Annotated in this window: 1 protein-coding gene and 1 pseudogene; both read left to right on the top strand. The window is 69.7% G+C overall.

The window, feature by feature from the left end; genetic code table 11:
* Nucleotides 1–179 precede the first annotated feature (179 nt).
* Nucleotides 180–6332, top strand: a pseudogene (locus ACV7NQ_RS05005) (type I polyketide synthase); the annotation flags it as partial.
* Nucleotides 6329–21904: a type I polyketide synthase gene (locus ACV7NQ_RS05000; RefSeq protein ID WP_463358539.1), complete on the top strand. Its 15576-nt coding sequence runs from the start codon at nt 6329–6331 to the stop codon at nt 21902–21904. The pseudogene ACV7NQ_RS05005 and the gene ACV7NQ_RS05000, both read left to right, overlap by 4 nt.
* Nucleotides 21905–21906: the final 2 nt, after the last annotated feature.

Raw genomic sequence — 21906 nt, 5'->3', positions numbered from 1 at the left:
ATTCGGCGAGTATTCGTCTGGTGAACGACGGCGCAGTCCCGGCCAGAATCTTCTGTGAACGCTGCCGAAGGCGGCTTCGGTCCGGCGAAGGCCGTGGATCGAAGCTTGCCTGTATGAAACTTTTTGTGTGGTTTCTTTGTTTGGAATGAAGCATGGATACATCTGAAGGTATTTCCTCGGACCGACTGGTCGACTATCTGAGAAAAGCGACCGCCGATCTCGTACGAACCCGGGAAGAATTGGCCCGGGTGCGGCGGGAGAATCACGAGCCGATCGCGATCGTGGGCATCGGATGTCGATATCCGGGAGGGGTGTCCTCCGCTGCGGACCTCTGGGATCTGGTGCGCTCGGGCACGGACGCGGTCGGTGAGTTTCCGCGCGACCGTGGCTGGGACACGGACAAGCTCTTCGATCCCGATCCGGACCATACCGGGACGACCTACACGCGAGAGGGCGGCTTCCTCGCGGACGCGACCGGCTTCGACGCGGGCTTCTTCGGTATCGGGCCGCGCGAGGCCAGGAACATGGATCCGCAGCAGCGCCTGTTCCTGGAGGTGTCCTGGGAGGCCCTGGAGGATGCGGGAATCGCGCCGGGTGCGTTGCGGGGCAGCGCCACCGGTGTCTACGCGGGGGTGATGTACGAGGACTACGACCACGTGGCCAGCGCGGCGGGGCCGGTGGCCGAGGGGCATCTGACGGCCAGCTCGGCGGGCAGCGTGGTCTCGGGCCGGGTGTGCTACACCCTCGGGCTCGAGGGACCGGCGGTGACGGTGGACACCGCGTGCTCCTCGTCGCTGGTCACCTTGCACATGGCGTCGCAAGCCTTGCGGCGCAAGGAGATATCGCTGGCTCTGGCCGGTGGGGTGACGGTGATGTCCACACCGCGGCTCCTCATCGATTTCTCGCGGCAGCGTGGCCTGTCGCCCGACGGCCGGTGCAAGGCCTTCTCGTCCGGTGCGAACGGAACCGGGTGGGCCGAGGGGGTCGGTGTGCTGGTGCTGGAGCGGCTGTCGGACGCGCACCGGCTGGGGCACGAGGTGCTGGCGGTGGTGCGCGGCAGCGCGATCAACCAGGACGGTGCGTCGAACGGTCTGACCGCGCCGAGTGGTCCGGCGCAGGAGCGGGTGATCCGGGCGGCATTGGCGGATGCGGGCCTGCGGCCCGCGGAGGTGGACGTGGTGGAGGCGCACGGCACGGGCACCCCGCTGGGGGACCCGATCGAGGCCCGGGCGCTGCTGGCCACCTACGGGCAGAACCGGCCAGAACCCTTGTGGCTGGGGTCGTTCAAATCGAATATCGGGCATTCGCAGGCGGCCGCCGGTGTCGGGGGCGTGATCAAGATGGTGCAGGCCCTGCGGCACGGAACTCTGCCGCGGACGCTGCACATCGATGAACCCAGCCCGCATGTCGACTGGACGGCAGGGCAGGTGGCGTTGCTGCGGGAGTCGCGGCCGTGGCCGGGCGGCACTCGGCCTCGCCGGGCCGGGATCTCGTCGTTCGGGATCAGCGGGACCAACGCGCACGTCATCGTGGAACAGGCGCCGCCCGCACCCGCATCCGAGCATCGCCCGACCGGTGGGGTCGATATCGGGCCGGTGCCGATGGTGCTTTCCGCGAAGGCCGCCCCGGCTCTCGCGGAGCAGGCGAACCGGTTGCGCGGGTGGCTGATCGACCACCCCGAGGTGGACTTGTCCACGGCGGCAAGAGCTTTGGTCGAGAACCGAGCGCTGTTGGCGCAACGCGCGGTGGTGTTCGGCGCCGGGCGGGACGAGATGTCGGCCGGTCTGGCGGATCTCGCGGCGGAACGTTCGTCGCCGAATGTTGTCCGGGGTGAGCGCATTTCGGGTGATACGGCTTTCCTGTTCACCGGACAGGGGGCACAGCGCGTCGGGATGGGCAGAGAACTCCACGCGGTGTTTCCGGTATTCGCCACCGCGCTGGACGAGATCTGCACAGTGCTGGATCCGTTCGTGCGACCGGCGGACCGGGCATCGGATTCGGCGTGGTCCTTACGTGAGTTGATGTTCGAGGGTCCCGCGGAGGTCCTGGAACGGACCGAATTCGCGCAGCCCGCGCTCTTCGCCTTCGAGGTCGCCCTGTATCGGTTGCTGGTTTCCTTCGGGATCGAGCCGGATGTGGTGATGGGTCATTCGATCGGTGAGTTCGCGGCGGCGTACGCGGCCGGGGTGTGGTCGTTGCCGCACGCCTGTGCGCTGGTGGCGGCGCGGGGCAGATTGATGGGCGCGCTGCCCCCGGGCGGGGCGATGCTGGCGGCGGCTGTGTCGGAGCAGCAGGCGCGGCGGGCCATCGCGGAGGGGGCGGGGCAGGTGTGGCTGGCGGCTGTCAACGGGCCGGAGGCGGTGGTGTTCTCGGGTGCGGAGGATGCGATCGACGGCATGGCGAAGTTGCTGGCCGATACCGGCGTGAAGACGAACCGGCTGCGGGTCAGTCATGCTTTCCACTCGGCACTGATGGAGCCGATGCTGACGCGGTTCCAGGCGGTGGCCGACCGGGTTTCCTATAGCCGGCCGACGATCCCGATGGTGTCCACGGTGTCGGGTGCGCTCGCCACCGATGAGCTGGTGGATCCGGGGTACTGGGTTCGTCAGGTGCGGGAGGCGGTCCGCTTCACCGCGGGGGTCGACACGGTGCGCGGGCTGGGGGTCCGCCGCTTCGTCGAGATCGGACCGGACGCGGTGCTCGCCGCGATGACCGGGCAGTGTCTGGCGAAAGACGGTCGATCCCAGGAGGATTCGCTGGTCGTTGCCGGTTCGCGGCGGTCGGAGCCGGAGATCGGGCAACTGCTGAACTGTGTGGCTCGCCTCCACGTCTCCGGGATGACGGTGGATTGGGGAGGCTGCTTCGCCGATCGGCCCCGGGTCCGGGTAGCCCTGCCGACGTATCCCTTTCAGCACGAACGTTATTGGCTGGACCCGGCGCCCGTCCGGCACACGGGCTCGGCGGACCATCCGATCCTGACCGACGCGGTATCGGTGGCCGGTCGGGACGAATGGCTGTTCACCGGGCGGATTTCGCTACGAACCCATCCTTGGCTCGCGGACCATACGGTGTTCGGATCGGTGCTGGTTCCCGGTACCGCCTTCGTGGAGATGGGCCTGTTCGCCGGGGAACGGCTGGGCGTGGGCTCGGTCCAGGAGATGGGGGTGGAAGCGCCGCTGGTGCTCGACGAGGCGGCCGTCGACCTGCAGGTCGTGCTCGACCCCGCGGATGAGCAGGGCACTCGCCGGTTCGCGGTGTATTCCCGGATCGCCGAGCGCGATGGCGCGCCGGAGTGGACCACGCATGTCGCGGGAACCCTGGCCCCGGACAGTGCGGTGGGCCCGGAGTGGGACGCGCGGACGTGGCCGCCGGCGGGGGCCACGTCCGTGGCCTGTGACCAGCTGTACGGGCGGCTGGAGGGCATCGGTTTCGGTTACGGCCCGGCGTTCCGGGGAGTCCGGGCGGTATGGGCTCGCGGCACGGAGGTGTACGCGGAGTTGTCCCTGCCCGAGGAGATGGACGGCCGGCGTTTCCACATTCATCCGGCACTGCTGGACTCGGTCTTTCACGCACCGCTGGGTCAGCAGATCGACGCCGAGGACGGTGGACGAGTCCCCCTGCCCTTCTCCTACGCCGGGGTGCGCGCTCACCTCGGCGAGGCAACCGGGTTGCGGGTGCGTGTGGATCGGATCGACGCCACCGCCGTGCGCGTCGATGCCGCGGACGGTCACGGCAGACCCGTGCTCACCATTGACCGTCTCCTGGCTCGTCCCATCGATGCCGCGGCCCTGCGCCGGGCGCGCAGCGATTCCCATCCGCTCTACGCGATCCGGTGGACAGCGGCGGCGAGTCGGGTGTCGCGTCGTGCGGTGGCGGTCCTGGGTGATACGGCGCTGTCCGGTGCGCACGCCTACCCGGCCGTGCGGGCGCTCTCGCAGGCTCCGGCCGTTCCGGATATCGTCGTCTGGCGATCCGACGAGATCGTTACGGGCAGTGGCGATGTCGCGGACACGGCCCGGCGGTACTTCGCCGGTACACTGGCCGTGCTCCGGGAATGGCTCGCCGACGAGCGAACCGGGGAATCCGTCCTCGTCATCGCCTCCCGTGACGCGACCGGACTCGCCGGATCGGCCGCCGATCCCGCCGCTGCGATCGTGTCCGGCCTGGTCGCCAGTGCCCAGGCGGAAAATCCCGGCCGGATCGTGCGGCTCGACCACGACGACGCGACGGAGCTGACCGCCGAGCTGGTGGACCGGGCCGTGTCGCTGGACGAGGGGTGGGTCGCGGCGTACGCCGGTGAGCTTCGGGTTCCGCGATTGCGCCGCACGCCCGCCGCGGATACCGGCACGGTCGCGTTGGGGAATGGAACGGTGCTGGTCACCGGTGGCACCGGTGGAATCGGGGCACTCATTGCCCGGCACCTGGTCGTGGCACACGACGTCCGGCGGCTGCTGCTGGTCTCGCGGCGCGGACTCGCGGCCGACGGCGCGGCCGATCTCGCGGCCGAACTGTCCGCCGCGGGAGCGCATGTCGAGGTGGCTGCCTGCGATATCGCCGATCGAGAAGCGTTGGGCGCGGTGTTGCGGGCCGTTCCGGACGACTATCCGCTGACCGCCGTCATCCACAGCGCCGGCGTCCTCGACGACGGGACCCTGGCGACGTTGACCCCCCAACAGGTGGACAGGGTGCTGCGGCCGAAGGTCGACGCGGCCTGGAATCTGCACGAGCTCACCCGTGAGGATGACCTTTCCGCCTTCGTCCTGTTCTCCTCGATCGCCTACACACTGGGCAGTCCCGGCCAGGGCAATTACTCGGCGGCCAATGCCTTCCTCGATGCGCTGGCCCACCACCGCCGGGGCGCCGGATTACCCGCACGATCGCTGGCCTGGGGCCTGTGGGCCCTGGGAATGGCCGATACGGAGAGTGCGGTGGACGCCGAACGCCGCGCCCGGTTCGGCCTGGCGCCCATCACCCCGGAGGCCGGGGTGCGGCTGTTCGACAGGGCCCTGCTGACCGATGAGCCCGTTGTCCTGCCGGTGTCCTTCGATTTCGCGACGATGCGTGCCGAGATTCCGGCGATACTGCGTGATATCGCACCGGCATCGAGAAAGGCACGCTCGAAAGACGCCCGGGGCGGGCTGAAACGACGTCTGGCCGCCCTTCCGGAATCCGAACGTGCCGCGGCCGCGCTGCACGAGGTCCGGTCGCTGGCCGCGGCGGCACTCGGCCACAGCTCGCCGGACGCGGTGCCGGCGGACGCGCTGTTCACCGAGATCGGATTCGATTCCCTGGGCGGGGTGGAGTTCCGCAATCAGCTCGGCGCGGCCACCGGCCTTTCCCTGCCCTCGACCCTGGTCTTCGATCACCCCACCGCGGCCGACATCGCGGAGATGGTGCGAATTCGCTTGGGGGAGAGGGATACCGACGGCGCCGACGCGGAACCCGCCGCGGCCGGACCCGAGGAGCGGTCCGGTGGATGGCTCACCGATCTGGTCCTGACCGCGCATCGGCGTGGTGATCTGGCCTCCGCGATGCCGCTGCTGCATGCGAGTGCCTCGGTGAGCCACGCGCTGGCGGGGTCCGGTGAGCAACGGACCGCTGCCCCGCCCCTAGTGTTGACCCGGGCGGACGACGGTCCTCGAGTGGTCTGCGTGCCCTCGTATCTGGTTGGTAACGGGCCACAGCAGTTCGCTCGGCTCGCGCGTGAGCTCGGGGGTGGGTTCGCCGTGTCCGCGCTCTGGTTGCCGGGTATGCGGGCGGGGGAGAACCTACCGGCCACCTGGGATGCGCTCCTGGACGAACTCGCCGACACGACTCTGGCGAGCATCGGCCCCGAGCCGTTCGCACTGGTCGGTTATTCGAGCGGTGGAGCGATAGCGCACGCACTGGCCGGGCGGCTGGAAGAGCGGGGGCGCGGCCCGGCCGGTGTGGCCATGCTCGACACCTATGCCCCCGATGATCCCGGTCTCCGCAGTGAGCTGCTGACTCGGGCGCTCGATGTGGTCCTCGAGCACGCGGGCCCGTTGCTGTCCGTCGATGACTACGGGCTCGTCGCGATGACCAGGTATGCGCTGATCAACCAGGGCCGTGGTGTTCGCCCGATCACCGCGCCCACGCTGAATCTCCGCGCCACCACCGCGATTCCGGGGCTGGATGTGGCCGAGCCCATTCCCCTCTGGCAGCACGGTGGTGGCGTCGTCGAGGTCCGCGCCGATCATTCCTCCCTCATCGACAAGGACGCCCCCGAGGTCGCGTCCCAGCTTCGCCAGTGGCTGCTGTCGCTCGCACGTGGTACTGCGACAGATCGAGAATCAGAGGTAATACGCCCATGATCGAATCCGCCGCGATCGCCGTCGTAGGCATGTCCTGCCGTTTGCCGGGAGCCGCTGATATACAGGGATTTTGGAGTTTGCTGAGCGAGGGCCGGGATGCGGTGGGGGCGGCCCCGGCCGATCGGCCGGGGATCGAGGAGATCGCCGGTTTCCTGGAGTCGGCCTCGGAATTCGACGCCGATTTCTTCGGGGTGCCGCCGAACGAGGCCCGGGCGATCGATCCGCAGCAACTCCTGGGTTTGGAGCTGAGCTGGGAGGCGTTGGAGGACGCGGGATTTCTGCGCCGCCACCGCACCAGAACCGGGGTCTTCCTGGGTGCGATGGGAACCGATTTCGCGGAGATCGCCGCATCCGGAGGGAGGGAGAACATCGGGCGGCACTCGCTCGCCGGGGTGAGTCGTGGCGTCGCGGCCAACCGGATCGCCAACTATTACGACTTCACCGGGCCCAGTTTCGTCATCGACAGCGGTCAGTCCTCGTCGTTGGTCGCGGTGCACGTGGCGTGCGAGTCGTTGCGTAGCGGCGAGTGCGAGGTGGCGCTGGCGGGCGGGTTGAGTCTGATTCTCTCGCCGTTGAGTGGTGAGCGGTACGAGCGGTTCGGGGCGCATTCACCCTCGGGGAAATGCTTCACCTTCGATGAGCGCGCCGACGGGACGGTTCGCGGTGAGGGCGGCGGGTTCGTCGTGCTGAAACCGCTGTCCCGGGCGGTGTCCGACGGCGACCGGATCTACGCGGTGATCCGGGGCAGCGCGGTGGGAACCGGCAACGAGCGACAGGTCCTGGGCGCCCCCGGTACGGCGGCGCAGGCCGAGGTGATTCGCGCTGCCCTCGCCGCAGCGACAGTGGATGCGGCGTCGGTGGACTATGTGGAGTTGCACGGTACCGCGACGCCCGCCGGTGACCCGGTGGAAGCCGGTGCTCTCGGCGAAACCTATGGTGCGGGACGTTCACCCGATGCCGCCCTGGCGGTCGGTTCGGTGAAAACGAATATCGGTCACCTGGAGGGCGCCGCGGGGATCGCGGGCCTGATCAAGACCGCCCTGTGCCTGTGGCACGGCGAATTGGCGGCCAGCCTGAACTACCGCTCGCCCAACCCTCGGATTCCGCTCGGCGACCTGGGACTCCGAGTGCACACCGCGATCGGGCCATGGCCGGCCGCGCGGGTGCGGCGGGCGGGGGTGTCCTCGTTCGGGATGGGTGGCGCCAATGCGCATCTGATCATGGAGCAGGCTCCGGCCACGGCCGCGCCGCCGCAGCGGACCGACGCGGCTGCGGTGACGTGGCTGCTGTCCGCGGCGAGCACGGAGGCGTTGCGAGATCAGGCCGGGCGATTGTCCGAGTGGCTGCTGGAGCATCCGGAATCGGACGCGACCGGCGTGGCTTCGTCACTGGCCCATACGCGGACCGCTCTCGAATGGCGGGGCGCCGTGATCGGCGCGGATCTCGGCATGTTGCGGGCGGGGTTGGCAACGCTGAGCGACCCGCTGTCGCCGCCCGCGTCATCGAATGACGGTGCACCGCTGGTGGTGAGCGGTCGTGCCGCCGCCCGCCGGGTGGTCTTCGTCTTTCCCGGGGCCGGCAGCCAGTGGGTGGGGATGGGAGCCGAGCTCTTCGCGTCGGATCCGGACTTCGCCGCGGCGATCGCCGAATGTGAGGCGGCGCTGGATCCGCACGTGGAATGGTCTCTGTCCGAGGTGTTGCGAGGAGACGCGGCGGTATCCCTGGACGATCAGGACGTGGCGCAGCCGGTTCTCTTCGCGGTGTCGGTGGCCTTGGCGCGGCTGTGGCAGGCCAGGGGGGTGCGACCGGCGGCGGTGATCGGGCATTCTCAAGGCGAGATCGCGGCGGCGGTCGTCGCCGGCGGGCTGTCGCTGGCCGATGGCGCGCGAGTGATCGCGGCGCGGTCCAGGATCATCGCGTCGGAACTGACGGGTGTCGGCGCGATGGCCGCGGTGGCCCTGCCGTCCGACACGGTGACCCGGCGGGTGGCCGGCTTCGAGGGCAGATTGTCGGTGGGGGTGGTGAACTCACCCGGCCAAACCGTGGTGACCGGCGAGTCGGCGGCCGTGGCCGAGTTCTTGAATGGCTGTGCGGCGGAAGGAATTTGGGCCAAACAGGTCCCCGTCGACTACGCTTCGCACTCCCCGGCCGTGGAACGGATCCGGGACCGGCTGCTCGCGCAGTGGGCCTCGATCGAGCCGAGGACCGGGTCGATTCCGTTCTTCTCCACGGTCGACGCCGCCTTCCTCGACACCGCGGAGCTCGGGGCCGAGTACTGGTATCGCGGTCTGCGCCATCCTGTTCGATTCGCCGAGTCCGTGAGGTCCGTGCTGGCCGCCGGCCACAACGCGTTCATCGAGATCAGCCCGCATCCGGTTCTTGCCTCTGCGATCGGGCTCACCGCGGATTCGGTGGGTGCGAGCGATCGGGTCGCGATAGTCGAGACGCTGCGGCGCGACCATGGCGGCCCCGCCCGGTTCGCGGCCGTGGTGGCGCAGGCGTACTGCGCCGGTGTCGAGCTGTCGCTGGAGGCGATGGTGCGGCCGAGCGCACGGGTGCAGTTGCCCACCTACGCCTTCCAGCGGCGGCGGTGCTGGACGCCCGCGAAGGTGTCCGCGTCCGCGCCGGAGTCCGTGGATCTCGGCGTCCCCGCCGCGCCCGAACCGAGTGACGCCGTCGTCACCGGTCCGTTGGCGCCGCGATTGTTCGCCGTTTCCGAACGCGAACGCGAGGCGCTGGTGCTCGGGGTCGTCCTCGAGCATGCCGCCGCGGTGGTCGGTTACGACTCCGCGGATGCCGTTCATCCCGACCGGCCGTTCACCGCCGCCGGTTTCGACTCGCTGAGCGGGCAGGATCTGCTGGCCCGGTTGGCCGCCGCGACCGGTGCCGCACTCCCGGCGACCTTGATCTTCGACCACCCCACGCCGATCGCGGTCGCCCGGCTCGTGCGTTCCCGGTTGGAGGGCGTGGATCCGCGCGCCCAGCGGTCTGCCCGCCGCGCCCGCTCGGACGAACCCGTGGCGATCGTGGGCATCGGTTGCCGATTCCCCGGCGGGGTGGGTTCCGCCGAGGACCTGTGGGAACTGGTGGCGGACGGCAGGGACGCGATCGGCCCCTTTCCCACCGACCGCGGATGGGATCTGGACCGGCTCTTCGACGCGGACCCCGCTGCTCCCGGCACAACCTATGTTCGCGAAGGCGGATTCCTCACCGGTGCAGGCGATTTCGACGCGGAATTCTTCGGGATCGGCCCCCGGGAGGCGGCCGCGATGGACCCGCAGCAACGTCTGACCCTGGAAGTCGCCTGGGAAGCCCTCGAGCACGCCGGTATCGATCCGGCGAGTCTGCGGGGGACCGATGCCGGTGTCTACATGGGGGCATGGGCCTCGGGCTACGAGAGCCGGGTCACCGGTGAGTACGAGGGCTTCCGGCTCACCGGCAATACCCACAGTGTGATTTCGGGCCGGGTGTCCTATCTGCTCGGGTTGCAGGGGCCGGCGATCACCGTCGATACCGCGTGTTCCTCGTCGCTGGTCGCCGTGCATCTGGCCTGCCGGGCGCTGCAACAGGGCGAGACCTCGCTGGCCTTGGCGGGCGGGGTGACCGTACTGGCCAGCCCGACGCTGCACTTCGACTTCTCCCGGCAGCAGGGCCTCGCACGCGATGGCCGGTCCAAAGCCTTCTCCGCCGACGCTGACGGCGTGACGTGGGCGGAGGGAGTCGGTGTGGTCGCGCTGGAACGACTGTCCGACGCGCAGCGCCACGGCCACGAGATCCTGGCCGTGATCCGGGGTTCCGCGATCAACCAGGACGGCGCCAGCAACGGTTTGACCGCGCCGAACGGCCCCTCGCAGGAACGGGTCATCGCCGATGCCCTGGCCGCCGCCGGTCTCGATCCCGCCGACATCGATGCGGTCGAAGCGCACGGCACGGGCACGGCGCTCGGGGACCCGATCGAGGCGCAGGCGCTGATCAACGCCTATGGGCGGCATCGTGATCGGCCACTGTGGATCGGGTCGCTCAAGTCGAACATCGGACACGCGGTGGCCGCGGCCGGAATCGGCGGTGTGATCAAGATGGTCGCCGCCCTGCGTCATCAGACACTGCCGCGCACGCTGCACGTCACCACCCCCACCCCGCACGTGGACTGGTCGTCCGGTGCGGTGCGGTTGCTGACCGAGCCCGAGCCGTGGCCCGCCTCGGAGCGGGTTCGCCGTGCCGGGGTGTCGTCGTTCGGGATCAGCGGCACCAACGGTCATCTCGTTCTCGAACAGGCGCCCGCGCCCGTCACGACGGCGACCGCTGCCGGAGCGCCGGAGACCGGCAGTGATGTGGTTCCACTGGTCATATCCGCCGTATCGGCCGAATCGCTCGGGGCGCAGGCCGATCGATTGCATCGGTGGCTGGTCGGCCGGCCCGGGGACGATCTGTTCGCGGTCGCCCGGTCGCTCATCGGCACTCGCGCCCAGCTGCCGCATCGCGCGGTCGTCGTCGGCCGGAATCGGGAGGAGGCGCTGGCGGGTCTGGCCGGCCTGGCAGCGAACCGGGGATCGACCACCGGTGTCGACGGTGAAGTCGTCCCGGGCAAGATCGCCTTCCTCTTCACCGGCCAGGGCGCTCAGCGGCCTGGAATGGGACGCGAACTCGCCGCGGCGTTCCCGGTTTTCGCGGCGGCTCTCGACGAGGTCTGCGCGCAGTTCGACGAACTCCCGGGCCAGGACGCGATCTCGTTGAAAGCGGTGATGTTCGACCCCGAGCACGCCGGGCTGCTGCAGCGGACCGAGTGGACTCAACCGGCGCTGTTCGCGTTCGAGGTGGCGCTGTTCCGGTTGGTCGAATCCTTCGGTGTCACACCGGATCTGGTCGCCGGTCATTCGATCGGTGAAGTGGCGGCGGCCTATACGGCGGGAGTGTTCTCGCTGGCCGATGCCTGTGCTCTGGTGTCCGCGCGCGGCCGCCTGATGGGTGCACTGCCCGCCGGTGGGGCCATGCTGTCCCTCGCCCTGAGCGCGGCGGAGGCGGCGGATGTCGTTGCCGCACACGGTGATCGGGTATCGATCGCGGCGATCAACGGGCCGTCCTCGGTGGTGGTGTCCGGTGCGGCCGAGATCATCGATGAGATCGAACGAGAACTCGTCGTGACGGGCGTGAAGACGGGCCGCCTGCGGGTGAGCCATGCCTTCCACTCCCCGCTCATGGACCCCATGCTCGACGAGTTCCGCGCGGTGGTCTCGGCGGTGGCATTGTGCGAACCGCTGCTGCCGGTGGTGTCGAACGTCACCGGTGAGCTCGCCGCGGGCGTGTGCACCGAACCGGAGTACTGGGTCGAACATGTCCGGGCCGCAGTGCGTTTCGCTCCGGGGGTGCAGGCGCTGGTGGCGGCGGGGGCGCGTCGATTCGTCGAAATCGGGCCGGACGCGATCCTCACGGCGATGACGCACGGTTGCCTGGCCGCGGTGCCCGAGCTCGGGTCCGCCGTCTCGGTGGTGGCCACCGCGCGGCGGTCGGTGGACGAGGTCACGCAATTCACCACGGCTCTCGCACACGCCCACGTGGCAGGCATGCCGGTGGACTGGTCGCCGTTGTTCGCGGGCCGGCAGCTGGAGCGGATCCCGTTGCCCGGCTACGCCTTCCGTCATCGGAGGTACTGGCTGACCGCCGCGGCCGCGGCGGACGTCGCGAGTGCGGGCCTGGACGAGGTGGACCATCCGCTGCTGGGCGCGATGGTCCAGGTGCCCGACTCGGACGAGGCGGTGTTCACGAGCCGGCTGTCCGTGGCGGATCAGCCCTGGCTGGCCGATCACGTCATCGCGGGGTCCACGGTGCTGCCCGGTGCGGCGCTGGTCGAGCTCGTTCTCGCGGTGGGGCGGGCGGTCGGCGGTGCGCGGGTCGCGGAACTGATCGTCGAGGCACCGCTGGTCATCCGGCCGAGTGCCGCGACCGATCTGCGGATCGTGGTGGGAGCGGCGGAGTCCGAGAACACCCGGCCGGTCTCGGTGTATTCCCGGACCGCCGGTACGCGGACCGCTACGGCCGAGGCGCACTGGGTTCGCCACTGCACCGCGACGCTCGCCGACGCGCCCACCTCCTCGCCGAGCGACGCGGTGGGCGGCGAGTGGCCACCCCGGGACGCGACCGTTCTGGATATCGGTTCCGCGTACCCGGACCTGGCCGCGTCCGGCTACGAATACGGTCCGGCCTTCCGGGGATTGACCGCGCTGTGGCGACGGGGAGAGGAGATCTTCGCCGAGGTCACCTTGCCGGAAACCGTACGTGCCCCGGGATTCGGCCTGCATCCGGCCCTGCTGGACGCGGCGCTGCACGCTCTGCTGCTCGGTGGGGCGGCGCCGAGCACCCCGGACGGGCAGATCGCCGTCCCGTTCTCCTGGGAGCAGGTCGAACTGCACGCGACCGGGGCGACCACGGTGCGGGTGCGGGCTCGCCGGGCGGGCGCAGCGATCGCGATGAGTCTGCGTGATCCGGCGGGTTCGCCGGTGGCCGAGATCGGCGCTCTCACCCTGCGACCGCTGTCCGCCGCGACCCTGAACGCCGATGTCCGGGACGAACCGCGTGGCTACCGCATGGAGTGGGTCGCGGCGCCCGAGCCGGAAGTGGACGAGACCGGAACATGGGCCGTCGAGGACGGCCTGGAAATCCTCACGGTCGCCCAGGAACGAACGATCGTCGTCCGCTTCGACGATCTGCCGGGCTCGGACGATCTTCCGGCGGCGGTCCGCGACTCGTCGATCACCGCGTCGGAGCGGATTCGGGCCGCACTCGACATGGCCGGGCGGGTCGTCGTGGTCACCCGGCGAGCGGTCGCGATTCATCACGGTGAACACGGTGATCCGGCGCTCGCGGGCATCTGGGGTCTGGCCCGCGGCGCGCAGACCGAGAACCCGGATCGGGTCGGCATCGTCGATGTCGACGAATGGGAGTCCTGTCGCACGGCCGTCGCACTGGCCGCGGCGATTCCGGACGAGCCCCAACTCGCGGTGCGTGACCACCACGTCCACCTGCCGCGGCTGCGCCCCACCTCGCCGGGGATCGCGGGAGCGGCGGCGGTGGGTGCGGGGGCGTGGTCCTTCCACGAGCTGGGAAAGGGCACGCTCGCCGAGGAGAACTTCGCCTTCACCGCGCGCACCGAGCCACCGGAACCCTTGGCGCCGGGCCAGATCCGGATGAAGGTGCGTGCGGTGGGGCTCAATTTCCGAGACGTGTTGATCGCCCTGGGAACCTATCCGCTGCCGGAGCCTCGATTCAGCGGCGAGGGCGCGGGAATCGTCGTGGAGGTCGCGCCCGACGTCACCGATGTGCGGCCGGGGGATCGCGTCTTCGGATTCCTGCCCGGGATCGACTCGCTCGTGGCGGTGGATCGCCGGCTGGTCGCGGTGATGCCGCACGGATGGTCTTTCGCCGAGGCCGCGGCGGTCCCCGTGGTGTACGGCACTGCCTATCACGCACTCGTCGATCGTGCCGGGGCCCGGGCCGGGCAGAGCGTGTTGCTGCACGCGGCCACCGGGGGAGTGGGTTCGGCCGCCATCCAAGTGGCCCGGCATCTGGGGCTCGAGGTGTTCGCGACGGCCAGTAAGCCGAAGTGGCGGATCCTGCGCGAGGTGGGATTCGCCCAGGAGCGAATCGGTGATTCCCGGTCCCTGGATTTCGAGCAGCAGTTCCTGGACGCCACCGGTGGCCGAGGTGTCGATATCGTCGTGGACTCGCTGGCCGGCGAATTCGTGGACGCCTCCCTTCGCCTGCTGCCCCGAGGCGGCCGATTCATCGAACTCGGCCTGCTCGACCGGCGAGATCCCGAGACGGTGGCGGTCCAGCACCCCGGCGTCGAGTACCACAACTTCGTTCTGTTCGATCTCGGCCCCGAGCGACTGGCCGGCATTCTGACCGCCCTGGTCGAACTCTTCGAGTCCGGTGCATTGACACCGGGAGCGATCACCGCCTGGGACATCCGGCAATCCCCGGAAGTCTTCCGGCTGATGAGCCAGGGCCGGCACATCGGCAAGAACGTTCTCACCTGGCCGGCGCCCGTGGACCGGGCGGGCACGGTGCTGATCACCGGTGGTACCGGTGGTCTCGGCGCGCGCGCCGCTCGTCATCTCGTCACCGAATACGGTATCCGGCATCTCGTGCTGGCCAGCCGACGCGGTCTCGCCGCTGCCGGCGCCGCCGAATTGGTCGAGGAGCTCACCGCTCTGGGCGCGGACGTCCGAGTCGTCGCCGCGGATGTGGCCGATCGCGACGCGATCGACGCGTTGGTGACCGGTATCGATCCGGCGCATCGGCTCACCGGCGTCGTGCACACCGCGGGAGTGGTGGCGGACGGATTGTTCGCATCGATGACATCGGAGCAGATCACTCGGGTCGCGCGGCCCAAGGCCGACGCGGCCTGGTATCTGCACGAGGCGACCGCAGATCGCGATCTGGCCTTTTTCGTGCTGTATTCCTCGATCGCCGGGATATGGGGTACGGCGGGGCAGGCCAACTACGCGGCCGCCAATGTCTTCCTCGACGCCCTGGCGGGGCACCGGCAACGGCTGGGCCTGGCGGCCACATCGGTGGCGTGGGGGCTCTGGGACCGTGCGGCGGGGATGAGCGCTTCGCTCGGCGACACCGATATCGCGCGGTGGCGTCGAGAGGGGATCACGCCGCTGAGCGCGGAGGCGGGGATGGCGTTCTTCGACGCCGCCGTGCGATCCGGGCACGCGAACCCTGTCGCCATGGCGGTGGACCGAGCCGCCCTGGGACGCATCGATCCGGCGCGGTCCCGGTCGATCCTGCGCGATCTGATCGGCCGGCCGCGATTGCGGCAGGCGGCCGCGGCGCCGGAGTCTGCCGGGCTGGCGGCACGATTGGCCGCACAGCCCATCGCCGAGCGCCGGCACACGGTCCTGGCTCTGGTCCAGGAACAGGCGGCGGCGGTGCTGGGTATCGCGGACCCGGCTTCGGTTCCGGTTCGAAAGCCGTTCAGCGAGATCGGATTCGATTCACTCGGGGTGATGGAATTCCGTAATCGGATGAAGTCCGCGGCGGACATCAGCCTTCCGCCGACCGCGCTGTTCGACTACCCGACACCCACCGCGGTCACCGATTTCATCCTCTCCAGGGTCGCTCCGGCGATCGACGAACCGGAGGCGCGGCACTCGCCCGCTCGCCGGACCACCACCGACGAACCCATTGCGATCGTCGGAATGGCCTGCCGCTATCCGGGACAGGTGCGATCCGCCGATGACCTGTGGCATCTGGTCGATTCCGGAATCGATGCCATCGGTGATTTCCCTGCCGACCGCGGCTGGGACTTCGAGCGCCTGATCAATCCGGATCCGAGTGAGCCCGGCACCACATATGTGAATGTGGGCGGGTTCTTGCCGGACGCCGGTGATTTCGACGCCGGATTCTTCGGGATCAGCCCCCGGGAGGCGGCGGCGATGGACCCGCAGCAGCGCCTGCTGCTGGAGGTGACCTGGGAGGCGCTCGAACACGCCGGAATCGAGCCGGGATCGCTGCGCGGGACCGATACCGGGGTGTACACCGGCGTCGCCTATCAGGATTACGAGGCGATCGTCCGTAACGCCGGCCCCGAGTCCGAGGGATACGCGCTGACCGGTTCGCTGAGCAGTGTGGTCTCCGGCCGGGTGGCCTATGCGCTGGGTCTGGAGGGCACGGCCCTGACGGTGGATACCGCATGCTCGTCCTCGCTGGTAGCGATCCATCTGGCGGTTCAGGCGTTGCGCGTCGGCCAGGGCACGCTGGCTCTGGTCGGCGGGGCGACGGTGATGTCCACCCCGCGGATGTTCGTCGATTTCGCCCGCCAGCGGGGTCTGGCGGCCGACGGCCGATGCAAGGCGTTCTCCGCGGCCGCCGACGGCACCAACTGGGGTGAAGGCGTCGGTGTCCTCGTCCTGGAGCGCCTGTCCGACGCCCGCCGCCTGGGACATGATGTTCTCGCGGTGGTCCGCGGGTCCGCGGTGAATCAGGACGGTGCGTCCAACGGCTTGACCGCGCCGAACGGCCCCTCGCAGGAGCGGGTGATCCGGGCCGCGCTCGCGGATGCCGGACTGGATTTCGCCGATGTCGATGCCGTGGAGGCGCACGGCACCGGAACCGCGCTGGGCGATCCGATCGAGGCAGGGGCGTTGCTGGCGACCTACGGCCGTCATCGGCCCGGTCCCCTGTGGCTGGGGTCGTTGAAGTCGAATATCGGACATACCCAGGCCGCCTCCGGCGTGGGTGGCGTGATCAAGATGGTGCAGGCGCTGCGACACCGGAGGTTGCCGAAGACCCTGCACGCCGAGGAACTTTCACCACATGTGGATTGGTCTTCCGGTCGGCTGCGGGTGCTCGGCGAGCCCCGGGAATGGGCGAACCCGGCGGCGGGTGTGCGCCGGGCCGCAGTGTCCTCGTTCGGGATCAGCGGGACGAACGCCCACGTCGTCATCGAGGAAGCGCCCACCGAATCGGCCCCCGAGCGGCCTGATCTGCCGGGTCCCGCCGGGATGCCGATCGCGGCCGGACTCGTCCCGCTCGTACTGTCGGGCGCTTCCGACGACGCGTTGCGGGCGCAAGCGGATCGGTTGCGGCAGTGGATGATCGCGGACGGTACTGCCGAGCCGCTGGACATCGCCCACGCGCTGGTGACCACCAGGTCGCTGCTCGACCGGCGGTGTGTGGTCATCGGCCGGGATCGGGCCGAGCTGCTGGCCGGTCTGGCCGAGCTCGCCGAGGGCTCGGGTGGTTCGGTAGCCGCGGGCGCGGCGATCGAGGGGCGCACCGCCATGCTGTTCACCGGACAGGGAGCTCAGCGTCCGGGCATGGGTAAGGCGTTGTCTGCGGCGTTCCCGGTGTTCGCCGCGGTCTTCGGCGAGGTCTGCGCGGAGTTCGACCAGGTCGTCGCATTGCCCGACGGCCTGACTATGAAAGAACTCATCTTCACCGAGGACTCGGCCGAATTCCTGAATCGCACCGAGTTCACCCAGCCCGCGTTGTTCGCATTCGAGGTCGCCCTGTTCGGATTGCTCGAATCATTCGGGGTGACACCGGATGTGGTGGCCGGGCACTCGATCGGTGAACTGGCCGCGGCCTATGTGGCGGGGGTATTCTCACTTCCGGATGTGTGCGCGCTGGTGGCGGCGCGGGGGCGGCTGATGGGATCGCTGCCGGAGGGCGGCGCGATGCTCGCGGTCGCGATCACCGAGGATGCGGCCGCCACTGCGATCGCCAGTTATGGCGACCGGATGTCGATCGCGGCGGTCAACAGTCCCACGGCGGTGGTCCTGTCCGGTGCGGTCGAGGCGATCGACGAGATCGCACGCGAATTCGCCACCAGCGGTGTGAAGACGAATCGGCTGCGGGTCGGCCATGCCTTCCACTCCGCGCTGATGGATCCGATCCTCGGCGAATTCCGCACGGTGGCAATGAGTTCGACTTATCGGCAGCCGTTGTTTCCGGTGGTCTCGAATGTCACCGGCGAACTGGCCGGTGATCTGGTCACCGACCCGGAGTACTGGGTGCGTCAGGTGCGTGCGACGGTGCGCTTCGCACCGGGGGTGGCGGCGTTGACCGGGATGGGTGTGCGGCGATTCATCGAAGTGGGGCCGGATGCCACCTTGGCGGCGATGACTCGGGAATGCCTGGTTTCCGGCACCGAGACCGGCTGTGCGGTGATCGCGGGATCCCGCCGGGCGGCCGACGAGGTGCGGACCCTGATGACGGCGCTGGCGAATGCTCGGATCGCGGGACTGCCGGTCGACTGGTCTCCGCTGTTCGCCGGCCGCGAGGTGACGCGAGTTCCCTTGCCTACCTACGCTTTCCAGCGGACACGGTATTGGCTGAGCACGGTATCCGGCCGAGATGTGGAGGCCGCCGGGCTCGAACGAGTGGACCATCCGCTGCTGAGTGCGGCGCTGTGGGTTCCCGATTCGGGGAACGTGGTACTCACCGGCCGGATGTCTCCGGCTGATCAGCCCTGGCTGGCCGATCATGTCATCGGAGGGGTGGCGTTGGTCCCGGGCACGGCATTCGTCGACATGGCGCTGTTCGCGGGACACCTGGTCGAGCATCCCCGGCTGGCGGAATTGGTGATCGAGGCCCCGCTGCAGGTTCCCGCGACCGGGTCGATCGATCTGCGTGTCGTGGTGCACGAGGCCGGATCCGCCGGTGGGCGTGAGCTCTCGATCCATTCGCGAGCCGCGGCCGATCGAGGTTCCGGCGGCTCGGCTTGGACCCGGCATGTCTCCGCGACGATGAGTGCGGTGGATTCGGTGGGACAGCCGGATCTCGTGGTGTGGCCGCCGGCGGGCGCGACGAGCATCGATGTCGACGATTGCTACGACCGGCTGGCCGAATCGGGCTACGGGTACGGACCGGCGTTCCGTGGACTGACATCGATGTGGAGGCGCGGCGACGAAGTCTTCGCCGAGGTGGAGCTGCCCGGGACAGAGAAGGGTGCGGGCGCCGGGTTCGGAATACATCCCGCCCTGCTCGACGCGGTCCTGCATGCGGTCGTCCTGGGCGGATTCGGACCGGCGGCCGGTCCGGGCGAGATCGGGGTTCCCTTCGCGTGGGAGGATGTGGCCCTCCACGCCACCGGCGCGCGGGTGCTCCGAGTGCGACTGGCCGGGGCAGGCGCGCGATCGTCCTCGGCGCGGAGTGCGACGGGGGCGTCGGTGACCGTGTCGCTCGCGGATTCGGCCGGTATATCGGTCGCCGAGATCGGCGCGGTAGCACTACGTCCCTTGCCGCTGGGCACGCTGGAGGCGGGCGCGAGGTCCGGTTATCTGCTGGAGTGGATCGAGCCCGCACCGGTGTCCTCGGAACCCGCCGTTGTCGCCGAGTGGACCCGGGACCGGGACGGTGAGGTCGTCACGCGCGCCGGACGAACGGCCGCCGTGCTCGCGCTCGATCCCGATCTCGATGCCGACGATCGCGAAATCCCTTCTCGGGTACGCGATGTGGTGACGTCGCTGGCCGAGCGGCTGCGGCGGCTGCTCGCGCACGATCGACTCGTCGTCGTCGTGACCCGGCGCGCGGTCGCGGTGCACCCCGGCGAGCCGGTGGATCTCGCCTCGGCAGCGGCCTGGGGGTTGCTGAGGGTCGCGCAACGCGAGAATCCGGACCGCATCCACTGCGTGGACATCGACGGGAGCACGGATCTCCACGATGCCGTGGAGCTGGCCTTGGCCGTCGGCAACGAACCCCAGCTGGCGGTTCGGCGGAGTGCCGGATACGTGCCGCGGTTGCGGCAGACCGGTGCCGATGCCCTTCGGACACCCGACACACGGGCGTGGGCGCTGACACTGCGCGGTCGGGGCACGGTGGCCGAGGACAATTTCGTCATCGACGCCGAGCCCGTGCGCCCGCTGCCGCCCGGCCACGTCAGGGTGAGCCTGCGCGCGGTCGGCCTGAATTTCCGGGATGTCCTGGTGGCCGTGGGCACCTACCCCGATCCGGAAGCGGGAATCGGCGCGGAGGGCGCCGGGGTGGTCACCGAGGTCGCCCCCGACGTGACCGAATTCCGTTCCGGTGACCGGGTTTTCGGATTCACCGCGGCCATGGGGTCGGAGTCGGTGACCGATCATCGCGTGCTCGCGCACGTCCCGCGCGGATGGTCCTTCGCCCGCGCCGCGAGCGTTCCGACGGTCTACGCGACCGCCTACCACGCGCTGGTCGATCTGGCCGGGGCACGTGCGGGACAGACCGTCCTGGTGCATGCCGCCACCGGCGGGCTGGGCATGGCCACCGTCGCGCTGGCGCGGCAGCTGGGCTTGCGGGTACTGGTCACCGCGAGCAGACCCAAATGGGATGTGTTGCGCGACATGGGATTCGACGACTCCGAGATCGGCGATTCGCGGACACTGGAATTCGAGCCGAAATTCCTCGCCGCGACCGGCGGCGGCGGGGTGGACATCGTGGTGGACTCCCTGGCGGGCGAATTCGTCGACGCGTCCCTGCGCCTGCTGCCGCGCGGCGGACAGTTCATCGAGACCGGCATGCTCGATCGACGTGATCCCGCCAAGGTGGCCGAACTCCATCCCGGAGTGTCCTACCACAACTTCATGCTGCTCGACCTGGGCCCGGACCGGCTCCAGCGGATTCTCACCGCCCTGACCGGGCTCTTCGAGACCGCGGCCGTGCCGGTGTCGCCCGTCACCGCATGGGATGTCCGGCGGGCCCCGGAGGCTTTCCGGTTCCTGAGTCAGGCCCGCCATATCGGCAAGAATGTGCTTACCGTTCCCGTCCCGGCCGACTCCGAGGGCACCATCATGATCACCGGTGGCACCGGCGATCTCGGTGCGGTGATCGCCCGGCATCTCGTCACCCGCCACCGTGCGCGCAGACTCCTGCTCGTCAGCCGCAGCGGCCCAGCCGCGCCGGCTGCGCGGCAATTGTGCGAGCAGTTGCGGGAATCGGGGGCCCACGTCGAGGTGGTCGCCTGTGACGTGGCCGATCGCGCGGCCCTGGACGCGCTCGTCGCGTCCGTACCGCCCGAGCATCGGCTGACCGGTGTCGTGCACGCGGCGGGAGTCCTCGCCGACGGGCTGCTGTCCGGCATGACCGCCGAACAGATCGCCAGGGTGCTGCGGCCGAAGGTCGACGCGGCGTGGAACCTGCACGAGGCGACCGAGCACCTGGATCTGTCCTTCTTCGTGCTCTACTCCTCGATCGCCGGGGTGGTCGGCAATCCGGGACAGGCGAACTACGCCGCGGCCAATGCCTTCCTCGACGCCGTGGCGCACCATCGCCGACGCGCCGGTCTGCCCGCGACATCGTTGTCGTGGGGGCCGTGGCGTGGTGGCGGTGGGATGACCGGCGAGTTGCGCGACACCGATCTGGCCCGGTTGCGCCGGGAAGGGCTGATCCCGCTCGGAGACGACACCGGGATGGCGCTGTTCGACAGTGCGCTGGCGGGCGGGCATGCGCACACCGTGGCCGCCGAGATCGATACGACCGCCCTCGCCGACGCGGAACCGGACCGGCTCCCCGTCGTGTTCCGGGGCCTGGCCGGACCAGTCCGGCGGCGGGTGGTCGGCACCCGGGACGATTCGACCGGCGTCGCGGACCGGCTGGCGGGGCGTCCCGAGGCCGAGCGGCGGCGGATTCTTCAGCAGATCGTCACCGCGCAGGCCGCGGCCGTCCTCGGCAACGGGGACGCGAGCGCGATCAGACCGGACAAACCGTTCACCGATATCGGTTTCGACTCGCTCACGGCGATGGAATTCCGCAATCGGATCAAGACCGCGACGGATGTTCCGCTTCCCGCGACCGTGGTTTTCGATTACCCGACCCCGGCGGCGGTGGTGGGCTACCTGCTCGCGCAGACCGAGGCGCCCGACACCGATCCGGCCGCCGAGATCTGCGCCGATCTGGATGCCCTGGCCGCGGTGTGCGCCGCGGCCGAGCTCTCGGACACCCAGCGCGCCGAGATCACGGACAAGATCACCGGGCTGCTGCGCCGGATCGCCGGGCCCGAGACGACGGACACCGGACCTGGTGATTCCCTCGAGCACCTCGCGGGCGCGGACGATCACGAACTTTTCGACTTCATAGACAAACTCAGCTGAGC

The sequence above is a fragment of the Nocardia sp. Tas62D01 genome (genome assembly GCF_055232035.1).
Note: the sequence above shows the minus strand (reverse complement) of the source record. Positions and strands in the feature narration are given on the sequence as shown.